The sequence below is a fragment of the Streptomyces beijiangensis genome, from assembly GCF_017315755.1.
Classification (GTDB): domain Bacteria; phylum Actinomycetota; class Actinomycetes; order Streptomycetales; family Streptomycetaceae; genus Streptomyces; species Streptomyces beijiangensis.
Genome location: NZ_JAFLRJ010000664.1, coordinates 1 through 9,865, shown reverse-complemented (window position 1 = coordinate 9,865; position 9,865 = coordinate 1). Strand labels below are relative to the sequence as shown.

Below are 9,865 nucleotides of genomic sequence, written 5' to 3'. Positions count from 1 at the left end.
GGTGGGCGGCGAGCAGCAGGGACGCGAGTGCCGTCTCCTCGGTGTCCGCCTCACCTTCGACGCGGCCCGTCTCCAGCCAACGCTCGCGGATGGCCTCGGCCCCGACGTACGCCTCCAGGCAGCCCGGAGAGCCGCAGCGGCAGCGGCGTCCGCGCACCCGCACGGTGGTGTGACCCCATTCGACGGCCCGGCTGTCGGCGCCTCCGTAGAGGGCACCGTCGACCACGATCGAGGCGCTGACGCCCGAGCCGAAGAGCACGATGACGGCGTCGCTCGCCCCGCGGCCGCCGCCGAACCACATCTCCGCCTGGCCGAGCGTCTTGGCCCCGTTGTCGATGAAGAACGGTACGTGAACGGGGAGTTCGGCGGACTCGCGCAGCATCGACTCCAGCGGTACGGCGTCCCAGCCGACGGTCTGCCCGTGCACCACGACGCCGTCCGCCGAGGTGCGGTCGATGATCCCGGGCACACCGACCCCGACGCCGATCAGCTGGTCGGCCGTGACGTCGGCCTCGCGCAGCACCTCGGCGACGGCGTCCCTGATGTGGGAGACGATGCGGTCGACGTCGTAACCGTGGTGGACCAGCGGGCGCTCGGTGCGGGCGAGTTCGGTCAGTGCCAGATCGAAGAGCTCCACCCGGACCCTGGTCTCGCCGACGTCGATGCCGATGAGGTGTCCGCTGCCGGGGGCGACCCGCAGCAGGGTGCGCGGGCGTCCGCCGTCGGAATCGACCACGCCGGCCTCCTCGAGGAGTCCGTCCCCGGCGAGTTCCGTGACGACATTGCTGATGGAACCCGAACTCAGACCGGTGGCCGAACCCAACTCCTGGCGACTGAGCGGACCTTCGAAATACAACCGTTGCAATACCTCTGCGCGGTTGCCTCGTCGCAGGTCACGCACGGTCCGTCTGTTCTGCTCAGCCATGTGGCTCCTTCCCAGGAGGCAACATACCCCTGCGCAAGCTCTTGACGCGACCTTCTCTCACTACTTAACTCACGATCTGAATTAAGACGTGAAGGCCGTTCGACCACTGAACGCAGCCCTCCCCGGGAAGGGGCCACCGAACATGCGCAGAATCCGAGCCGCAGCAGCCGTTGCCGTCACCGTCTCCACCCTCGCCGCCGCNNGGCGCCCGACATCGCCACGGACAAGAAGATCCTCACCCCCGAACTGGCGAAGTTCGAGAAGCAGACCGGCATCAAGGTCAAACTCGAAGTTGTCCCCTGGTCCGACCTGCTCAACCGGATCCTCGCCGCCACGACATCGGGCCAGGGCCCGGACGTCCTGAACATCGGCAACACCTGGTCGGCCTCGCTCCAGGCGACGGGCGCGCTGCTGCCCTGGGACACGAAGAACTTCGACGCGATCGGCGGCCGTTCCAAGTTCGTCGACTCCGCCGTCGCCTCGGCGGGCGCCGCCGGCAAGGACCCCTCGGCGGTCCCGCTCTACTCGCTGTCGTACGCGCTCTACTACAACAAGAAGATGTTCGCCGACGCGGGCATCGCCAAGCCTCCGGCCACCTGGGACGAGCTGGTCGCCGACGGCCAGAAGATCTCCAAGAACGGCACCAGCGGCAAGTGGGGCCTGGGCGCCGAGGGAGGCAACCTCTCCAACAACATCCACCAGGCGTTCGTCCTCGGCAAGCAGCACGGCGCGGACTTCTTCGACGCCGCGGGCAAGCCGACCTTCACCTCCGACGGCGCCGTCGCGGCCGTGAAGCAGTACGTCGACTTCATGGCCAAGGACAAGATCATCGCCCCGGGCAACGCCGAGTACGCCCAGAACCAGTCGCTCAGCGACTTCGCCAAGGGCAAGACCGCCATGGTGCTCTGGCAGGCCGCGGCCACGACCTTCGCCGCGCAGGGCATGAAGCCCTCGGACTGGGGCACCGCCCCCGTGCCGGTCCCGTCCGGTGCGCCCGGCCAGGACAAGCAGGTCAACTCCATGGTCGCCGGCATCAACATGGCGATCTTCAAGAACACCAAGAACACCAAGGGTGCTCTGGACTTCGTCAAGTTCATGACCAGCACCGAGGAGCAGAAGATCCTCAACAAGACCTTCGGTGCGATACCGCCGGTCAAGGCCGCACAGGCGGACGCCGCCTTCTCCGCCCCGGATCTGACCGTCCTCAAGAACACGCTCACCACCAGTGCCGCCCCGCTGCCCCAGGTCGCGGCGGAGTCGCAGTTCGAGACCACGGTGGGCACCGCCATCAAGGAGCTGTGGTCGGAGGCCGCTGCGGGCCACGCCATCACCACCGAGCTCGTCAAGTCCAAGCTGACCAAGGCTCAGCAGCAGATGCAGCAGTGAGGCACTGATCCATGACGTCCACCGTGACCCCTTCCAAGGTGCCACCGGCGGCCGGCGACGATGTTCTGAAGTCCGGGGGTGTGCGCGGACGTTTCCCGCGCATCCCCGACCGGATCCGCCGTGGCGGCCTGCCCTACCTCCTGCTTCTCCCCGCCCTGATCCTTGAACTGCTCATCCACATCATCCCGATGCTGATGGGCATCGTGATGAGCTTCCGCGGGCTGACGCAGTTCTTCATCCGCAACTGGAACGCAGCGCCCTGGAACGGACTGCACAACTACGACATCGCCGTCGACTTCAACGCCCCCATCGGCAAGGCCCTGCTGCACTCCTTCTACGTCACCTGCGGTTTCACCGTTCTCGCCGTCGGCTTCTCCTGGCTGATCGGCACGGCGGCCGCGGTGCTGATGCAGGAGAACTTCCGCGGCAGGGGCCTGCTGCGCACGGTCTTCCTGATCCCGTACGCGCTCCCCGCGTACGCCGCGATCATCACCTGGGTGTTCATGTTCCAGCACGACAACGGGCTGGTGAACCACGTACTCCACGACCAGCTGGGCGTCACCGACAAGGCATCGTTCTGGCTGATCGGGGACAACAGCTTCTACGCCCTGGTGGTCGTGGCCGTCTGGAAGTCCTGGCCGTTCGCCTTCCTGATGGTGATGGCGGCGCTCCAGAACATCCCGCGCGAACTGTACGAGGCCGCATCGATCGACGGCGCCGGCATCTGGCAGCAGATCCGCCGGATCACGCTGCCCTCGCTGCGCTCCGTCAACCAGGTCCTGGTCCTGGTCCTCTTCCTTTGGACCTTCAACGACTTCAACACGCCGTACGTCCTGTTCGGCAAGTCGGCACCGGAATCTGCGGACCTCATCTCGATCCACATCTACCAGTCCTCGTTCGTCACCTGGAACTTCGGCAGCGGGGCGGCCATGTCCGTACTGCTCCTGCTGTTCCTCCTGGTCGTGACGGCCGTGTACCTGTTCTTCACCTCGCGCGGAAGGAAGAGCGCCGATGTCTAGTTCGACGGCCACCCGCCGCTCCCCCACCGCACCCCCGCAGTCCTTCATCTGGACCCGGCGGATCGCGCTCACCCTGATCACGCTCTTCACGCTGCTTCCCGTGTACGTGATGCTCAGCAGCTCGATGAAGTCCCTCGCCGACGTCTCGGGCAAGTTCTCCTGGATCCCGCACGAGATCACCTTCCGCCCGTACGTCGACATCTGGACCACCATCCCGCTCGCCAGGTACTTCATGAACTCGCTGATCGTGGCGGGCACGGCGAGCATCGCCTCGGTGGTGGTCGCGGTCTTCGCGGCGTACGCGGTCAGCCGCTACCGCTTCCGCGGCAAGCGGGTCTTCACGGTCACGGTGCTCGCCACCCAGATGTTCCCCGGCATCCTCTTCCTGCTGCCGCTGTTCCTGATCTTCGTCAACATCGGGAACTCCACCGGCATCGCGCTCTACGGCTCGCGCGGCGGTCTGATCCTCACGTATCTGACCTTCTCGCTGCCGTTCTCGATCTGGATGCTGATCGGGTACTTCGACTCCATCCCCAAGGACCTCGACGAGGCCGCGATGGTGGACGGCTGCGGCCCTCTCGGCGCGCTCTTCCGGGTGGTGGTGCCGGCGGCCATCCCCGGCATCGTCGCCGTCGCGATGTACGCGTTCATGACCGCCTGGGGCGAGGTCCTCTTCGCCTCGGTCATGACCAACGACACCACGCGCACACTCGCCGTCGGCCTCCAGGGCTACTCCACCCTCAACGACGTCTCGTGGAACCAGATCATGGCCGCCTCGCTGGTCGTCAGCGTGCCGGTGGTCGCCGGGTTCCTGCTCCTCCAGCGCTATCTCGTCGCCGGGCTGACCGCCGGCGCCGTCAAGTGACCTTTAGAAAGGCAGTCCGTTGAGCGACTTCAACTCCCTTCCCTCCGACTTCACCTGGGGTGTGGCGACCGCCGCGTACCAGATCGAGGGAGCCGTGGCGGAGGACGGCCGCCTTCCCTCCATCTGGGACACGTTCTCGCACACCCCGGGAAAGATCGAGGCCGATGAGAACGGTGACGTGGCCTGCGACCACTACCACCGCTGGCGCGAGGACATCGCGCTGATGAAGCAACTCGGCGTGGACGCCTACCGCTTCTCCGTCGCCTGGCCGCGCGTCGTCCCGGGCGGCGACGGCCCGGTCAACGAGAAGGGTCTCGCCTTCTACGACCAGCTGGTGGACGGCCTCCTGGAAGCGGGCATCACCCCGTACCCGACCCTCTACCACTGGGACCTGCCGCAGGCGCTGCAGGACCGCGGCGGCTGGCCCGAGCGCGAGACCGCCGAGCACTTCGCCGCGTACGCCGCCGTCGTCGCCGGCAGGCTGGGTGACCGGGTGGAGAACTGGACGACCCTCAACGAGCCGCTCTGCTCGGCCTGGATCGGACACCTCGAAGGCCGGATGGCACCGGGCCTCACGGACATCACCGCCGCGGTCCGTGCCTCGTACCATCTGCATCTGGGCCACGGTCTGGCGACCCAGGCGATCCGGGCCGCCGTGCCCGGCGCCCGGGTGGGCATCGTCAACAACCTCAGCCCCTGTGAACCGGCCACCGACCGTGAGGAGGACCGGGCGGCGGCGGTACGCGCCGACGGGCACACCAACCGCTGGTGGCTCGACCCGATCCACGGCCGCGGCTACCCGCAGGACATGGTCGACCTGTACGGCGTCGACCTGCCGGTCAGGGCCGGGGACCTGGAGACGATCGCCGCGCCGCTGGACTGGCTGGGCCTGAACTACTACTTCCGCAATGTCGTCGCCGCCGACCCGGGCGGCCCGCTCCCGCACGCCAAGCAGGTCTACCTCCCCGGTGCCCGCCACACCGCGATGGACTGGGAAGTCAACGCCGACGGCCTGGAGAACATGCTGGTGCGCCTCGCGGACGACTACGGACCCCAGCAGATCTACATCACCGAGAACGGCTCCGCCTACCCGGACGTCCTGCGCGCCGACGGCTCGATCGACGACACGGAACGCGTGAGGTACCTGGAGGAACACCTGGCGGCCTGCGCTCGCGCCGTCCGCCGCGGCGTCCCTCTCTCCGGGTACTTCGCGTGGTCGCTGCTCGACAACTTCGAGTGGGCGTACGGCTACGACAAGCGCTTCGGTCTGGTCCATGTCGACTACCCGACCCAGCGTCGCACCATCAAGGGCAGCGGCTACCGCTACGCGGACATCGTCCGCTCCTCGCGCGGCCGCGGCCGTGGCCGCCGGGCGGCCTGACCGGACACCTGGTGAAGTCCGGACCGGGCCCCGTAAGCGGAAGCGATCCGCGTACGGGGCCCTGTCCGTGCCGGTCAGCGCCGGAAGGCCGGGCGTACCGCGCCCCCGACCACGGAGCACCAAGTGTCCACGTCCACCTTTCCGTTGGGGACGAGACCGTGCAGACGCTGCATCCCCTGAACGGCCTTCTGCGTGGCGTGGTCGTAGTCGCCCGTCTGGACGACCTCGGCGCAGCCCTTGCGGATCAGCATGTACTGGAGAGCCTGGACGGGGAGGCCGACGGCCCCCTTGCCCAGAACCGGGACGAGCGCGTCCCAGGTCGCGCGGTCGAAAGTGGCGTCCGGGTCGACCGGAATGCCGTTGCGCGCCTGGAAATCGCCCACGGCCGCGATCATGTCGGCACCGAAGGTGCCGTTGGGCGTGAGGCCGTAGCCGAGGTCGGCCAGCAGATACTGCGCGACCTCGACGACGGGGCAGTTGACGAAGCGCCAGATGTCCGGCCAGCGGCGCTCCGGGATCGCGCTGTGCGGGGTGCCCAGGGCCTTGAGGACGCGGGACCTGACCATGGGGAACTGGGCGTAGAAGGCGACGCCCGGGCAGTCGGTGGTACGGAAGTCCCAGTGGCCGAAGATGTCCCACGCGTTGAGGCCGAACTGGGTACAGACGGCGGTGCACAGCTCGACCAGGGAGTCGACGAGGGCGTCGGGCGGGGTCTCGGTGATGTAGGTGCCCTCGTTCTCGATGCCGATCGCGTTGCCGTTCTCCCCTGGGCAGTGCGCGGCGGTCACCTGGTGCACCCCGGCGTCCAGGGTCTCCAGGCTGCGGTGGCGGCCCTCCAGGACGTAGCCGCCGCGGCTGACTGTGAAGTGCTGGCCGGTGTCGGCCCAGCCGTTGGTGTCCATGTGCAGGTCCTGGCAGTCCCTGGCCAGTTGGAGGGCGTGCTCGCGCGAGTAGTCGGTGACGTTGGCGAACGCCATGTGATGCAGGATGATCTTGTTGGTGGTGTTGCCTGAGATCTGGGTGGCCCCGGCCGGCGGTCTCGCGCCCCAGCTGTCGCAGTCGATGATCCATGGGAACTCTGCCGAGGGCGCCGCCTCCGCCGTCCCGGGGAAGACGAACTGGGTGCCGACGACCGCGGCGACCGCCCCTCCCAAACCGAACGTGAACAGCGTGCGGCGGTCGACCTCGTACTCCGGCATGGACATACGGCACCCCAGCGATTCTGTAAGTTTTTTTCGGAACCCGATGGCGGCGCGATAATAAGCGCCATAGGCGAGTCCGATCCAGACCTTGTCCCGAACTTCTCGTGAGCGCCCATCGCCTGGTATCGCAAGGAGCCCGCACCCTCCAGGGCGGCGTGTGCCGCTACGCGGAGATCGTCCGCTCCCTGACCGTGCCGAACCACCGCTCCATGGCTGCCCGCAGGGAATCCAGGGCGGCCGGTCCCGGGCGCGGCGAGTCCGTCGCCCATGCCACATAGCCGTCCGGACGGACCAGCAGGGCGGTGACCTCGGGGACGGGGGTCTCGGGCCGCGCGGTCACGACGTCCACCCGCTCATGCCACTCCGCGAATTCCCCGGCCACCGAACCGTCTTCGGTCAGGTCGATGAGCAACGGCCGTGCTGTACAGGCGAGTTCAGCGAGCCTGACCGTCCCGGCGGCCCGGGTGCCGAGCTCCATGTCCGGCGCGAACCTGCCGACCGACGGGAGCGCGTCGGCGTCACCCATGTCGTAGCGGACGTCGGTGCCCGCGGTGAGATCCGCGAGGTGCTGCACCGTGCCGGGCAGGCCGAGGAGTTCGGCGAACAGTTCACGCAGTGCGGTGACGTCGCCGCCGGGCGCCGTCAGCGCGGCCTGCGCCTGGGCGTAGACCACCATGCGCAGGGCGGCGCTGCGGCGCTCGGTACCGTAACTGTCGAGCAGTCCGGGCGGAGCGCTCCCGCCGAGCTCCGCCGCGAGTTTCCAGCCGAGGTTGACCGCGTCCTGGAGGCCCAGGTTGAGCCCGGGGCCGCCGCCGGCCGAATACACATGGGCGGCGTCGCCGATCAGCAACACCCGGCGGTCCCGGAACTGTTCGGCGACCCGGGTATTGCCGCCGGTCAGCCTGCGCAGCACATGGGGGCCCTCCCCTGCGGGCGTTCCCAGAGGGATGTCCGCGCCGAGTACGCGACGGATGCTCGCCCCGAGTTCGTCGAGGCTCATCGGCGCATCGGTCTCGGGCTGGTCCCACTCCGTGGTGCTGAGCAGGGGCGGGTGGCCGGGGAAGGGTGCATAGGCGAACCCGCCGTGCTCGGTGCGCAGCGGCAGGAACGGCAGGACGGGTCCGTAACCGGGCACGTCGAGTGCGCCGTTCGTGGGATCCGTCCACTCAGGGGGAACCGTGGTGTGAGCCGTGCGGCTGGTCCTGCGGTCGTAGCTGACGCCGGGGAAGCCGATGCCGGACAGCTTGCGCGTGACGCTGTGGGCGCCGTCCGCTCCGACGACGTAACGGGCCCGCAGTCGGTACGCGCCGTCCGGACCGGCGATGTCGACGGTGACCGCACCGTCGTCCTGCACCAGGCCGGTGACCTCGTGCCCCCGCCGGATCTCGACCCCCAGTTCGAGGGCCCGCTCCTCCAGGACCTGGACGATGTGCCGCTGCGGCGCCGGCAGGGCGTACACCGGGCTGCTGGGCAGCAGGCTCAGGTCCAGGGGCAGTGCGGCGAATATGAAGTACGCCGAGTTGGGCCGCGGCGGCCCCGGCGTGCCGCTGAGGCGCTCGTACAGCCCCCGCCGGTCGACGACCTGCACGACCTGGCCGAGCAGCCCGTTCGCCTTGGGCACTTCGCTCGGCGCGGACAGGCCCTCCAGCACGACGGGCCGGACCCCTGCCAGGGCCAGTTCACAGGCGAGCATCAGCCCGTTCGGGCCGCCTCCGACGATGACGACTTCGGTGACTGTCATGGTGTCCCCCTCCTAGGCCGGTGCTACGGGTTGGGAAGGCCTGCGGCAATCCGGCCGAACACCTCGCGCAGCACGGGGCCGAGCGGGACAGGCGGATCAGCGAGCAGGCAGTGCTGCACGGCCGTGGCGCTCCCGGCGCCGACGACCGCGGCGACGAGCTTCGGATACACGTCACGGTCCACGTCGGTACCGGTGCGCTCCGCGATCGCCTTGGCCAGTTCCTCGTCCGCGGCCGCGCTCGCCTTGACGACCTCCCCCTGCAGCGCCGGTTCGGCCAGCATCAGCCGGAGCCCCTCCGTCCAGCGCTGGTCGCGGGCGGACTCCGCACCGTTTTCCCCCTGCGGTACGAACTGGGCCTGGACGGCGCGGGCGATCGAGTCCCACAGGGGCTCGCCCACCGGCTGCGCGCGCAACGAGTCGGCGATCCGCAGCATCCGCTCGAGATGGCCGGCGGCAATCGCCTCGGCCTTACCGGAGAAGTAGTTGCGGAAGGTACGTACGGACACGTTGGCGGCAACGGCGATGTCCTCCACCGTCACGTTGTCCCAACCGCGCTGGACGCACAGTCGGATGGTGGCCTGGCTCAGCGCAACGCGGGTCTCGTGCTTCTTGCGCTCGCGCAGTCCGATGCGGGCTTCGTCTTCCGGTGACATGCGGACCACCGTAGCAAATATTGCCGAACGCGCAAGATTGCCGCTGCGGCACGTTTTCGCTCCCCTTCGCAGACAGCACCGAGTGGGACGATCCATTCCGTGGATCACCCTCCCCTCTCCCCGTCCTGGCTCACCCAGTGGTGCGACCAGATCGCCGAAGCCGTCGATGCCATGCTCGTGGACTTCGAGGACGCCTACGGCTACACCCCGGGTGCCAACGGGATCCGCGAGGCCAATGCAGACGACCTCCGCGCAGCGCGGGACTACGGCCACGAGGCACTCGGCTTCAGCGACATGGCGACGTTCTACGCGTCGATCGGCGACGTCAGCCTTCCCGACGTCGGAAACGGCTGCTTCATCCACTCCGCACGCCACGTCCTGAATCAACTGGCTGAAGAGGGACCGGTGTTCATCCCGGAGTCCGACGACCCGCTCGGCATGGTGATCGCCTCGGACGGCGGCGGATTGCTGTTCGTCGCGGACTGGTGCGGGGCGATCCACCGGTCGAGCACGGCATCCGTGGACTGCGGGGAGTTCCACCGTGTGGCAGAGAACCTGCCTGAATTCCTCGACCTCATCCGCAGGTCGGTGCTCCGGTTCACCGGCACCGGCGAAGTGGGCCACCTCTGACACCCACGCGGCGCTCACCCCGCACGCGGTGAACGCTGCGAAGTGAGCGCCGGATGCGCTGTT

General features: G+C 68.4%; 8 protein-coding genes and 1 pseudogene. 5 read left to right on the top strand and 4 right to left on the bottom strand.

Going from position 1 to position 9,865, the window contains the following annotated elements; genetic code table 11:
- On the bottom strand, positions 1–925 hold a 925-nt coding region (locus tag J0695_RS38085), incomplete at its 3' end, for an ROK family transcriptional regulator (protein WP_206969413.1).
- Between the two features lie 207 nt (positions 926–1,132).
- Between J0695_RS38085 and J0695_RS38080 the strand changes: the two are divergent.
- From J0695_RS38080 to J0695_RS38065, 4 genes and pseudogenes are all read left to right on the top strand, one after another.
- Positions 1,133–2,311: pseudogene (locus tag J0695_RS38080) on the top strand (ABC transporter substrate-binding protein); the annotation flags it as partial.
- Between the two features lie 11 nt (positions 2,312–2,322).
- A complete protein-coding gene (locus J0695_RS38075) occupies positions 2,323–3,330 on the top strand; it encodes a carbohydrate ABC transporter permease (RefSeq protein WP_206969408.1) in 1,008 nt (335 codons plus the stop codon).
- Positions 3,323–4,195: a carbohydrate ABC transporter permease gene (locus J0695_RS38070; protein WP_206969407.1), complete on the top strand. Its 873-nt coding sequence runs from the start codon at positions 3,323–3,325 to the stop codon at positions 4,193–4,195. Before J0695_RS38075 ends, J0695_RS38070 begins: the two co-directional genes overlap by 8 nt.
- A 19-nt stretch (positions 4,196–4,214) precedes the next feature.
- Positions 4,215–5,576: a GH1 family beta-glucosidase gene (locus tag J0695_RS38065; RefSeq protein WP_206969406.1), complete on the top strand. Its 1,362-nt coding sequence runs from the start codon at positions 4,215–4,217 to the stop codon at positions 5,574–5,576.
- A 74-nt stretch (positions 5,577–5,650) separates the two neighbouring features.
- On the opposite strand, the gene J0695_RS38060 is transcribed toward J0695_RS38065, so the two are convergent.
- From J0695_RS38060 to J0695_RS38050, 3 genes are all read right to left on the bottom strand, one after another.
- Positions 5,651–6,775 (bottom strand): peptidoglycan recognition protein family protein, encoded by a 1,125-nt coding sequence (locus J0695_RS38060; RefSeq protein ID WP_206969405.1) that lies wholly within the window; start codon positions 6,773–6,775, stop codon positions 5,651–5,653.
- Between the two features lie 166 nt (positions 6,776–6,941).
- A complete protein-coding gene (locus J0695_RS38055) occupies positions 6,942–8,519 on the bottom strand; it encodes an FAD-dependent monooxygenase (RefSeq protein ID WP_206969402.1) in 1,578 nt (525 codons plus the stop codon).
- Positions 8,520–8,542: 23 nt separating this feature from the next.
- Entirely contained in the window at positions 8,543–9,172 is a 630-nt protein-coding gene (locus J0695_RS38050) for an acyl-CoA-like ligand-binding transcription factor (protein ID WP_206969397.1), read from the bottom strand.
- A 99-nt stretch (positions 9,173–9,271) separates the two neighbouring features.
- Between J0695_RS38050 and J0695_RS38045 the strand changes: the two genes are divergently transcribed.
- On the top strand, positions 9,272–9,802 hold the full coding sequence (locus J0695_RS38045; RefSeq protein WP_206969395.1) for a hypothetical protein: 531 nt from the start codon (positions 9,272–9,274) through the stop codon (positions 9,800–9,802).
- The last annotated feature ends 63 nt before the right edge of the window (positions 9,803–9,865 follow it).